This is a genomic window from Streptomyces sp. NPDC000878 (assembly GCF_053599695.1).
Window position 1 is genome coordinate 1 of sequence record NZ_JBSFMT010000192.1, and the last position, 1,115, is coordinate 1,115.

The 1,115-nt window shown below is 68.3% G+C and carries 1 protein-coding gene; it reads right to left on the reverse strand.

Annotated features, from left to right (window positions below):
- On the reverse strand, positions 1-1,115 hold a 1,115-nt coding region (locus tag ACWDR4_RS50110; protein ID WP_450418875.1), incomplete at both ends, for an acyl-CoA dehydrogenase family protein.

The window sequence follows — 1,115 nt, forward strand, 5'->3', positions numbered from 1 at the left end:
CGCTGGACCTGGTTGGTGCCCTCGTAGATCTGTGTGATCTTCGCGTCGCGCATCATGCGCTCGACCGGGTAGTCGCGGGTGTAGCCGTAGCCGCCGAGCAGCTGGACCGCGTCCGTGGTGACCTCCATCGCCACGTCCGAGGCGAAGCACTTCGCCGCCGCGCCCTGGAAGGTGAGGTCGTTGTCCAGGCGTTCCGAGGCCGCCGCGGCCTGGTAGGTCAGGGCGCGGGCGGCGGCGATCTTCATGGCCATGTCAGCGAGCATGAACTGGATGCCCTGGAAGTCGGCGATCGGCTTGCCGAACTGCTTGCGCTCCTTGACGTACCCCTTGGCGTAGTCGAGGGCGCCCTGCGCGATGCCGAGCGCCTGCGCGGCGATCGTGATGCGGGTGTGGTCCAGGGTCTTCATCGCGGTCGCGAAGCCGGTGCCCTCGTCGCCGATCATGCGGTCGGCCGGGATGCGGACGTTGTCGAGGTAGACCTCGCGGGTCGGGCTGCCCTTGATGCCGAGCTTCTTCTCCGGGGCGCCGAAGGAGACACCCTCGTCCGACTTCTCGACCACGAAGGCCGAGATGCCCTTGCTGCGCTTCGTCGGGTCGGTGACCGCCATCACCGTGTAGTACTCGGACTCGCCCGCGTTGGTGATCCAGCGCTTCACGCCGTTGAGGACCCAGAAGTCGCCGTCGCGGACCGCCTTGGTCTTCATGCCGGCCGCGTCCGAGCCCGCGTCGGGCTCCGAGAGGCAGTACGAGAACATGCCGTCGCCCTTGGCGAGCGGCGTCATGTACTTCTTCTTCAGCTCCTCCGAGCCGGACAGGATCACCGGGAGGGAGCCCAGCTTGTTGACGGCCGGGATGAGGGAGGAGCTGGCACAGACCCGCGCCACCTCCTCGATCACGATCACCGTGGCGAGGGCGTCCGCGCCCGCGCCGCCGTACGACTCCGGTACGTGCACCGCGTGCAGGTCACTGGCGACCAGCGCGTCGTGGGCCTCCTGCGGGAAGCGTGCTTCCTCGTCCACGGCCGCGGCGTACGGCAAGATCTTCGCCTCGGCCAGGGAGCGGATCGCGTCGCGGAGCATGTCGTGCTCCTCGGACGGGCGGTACAGGTCGAAATC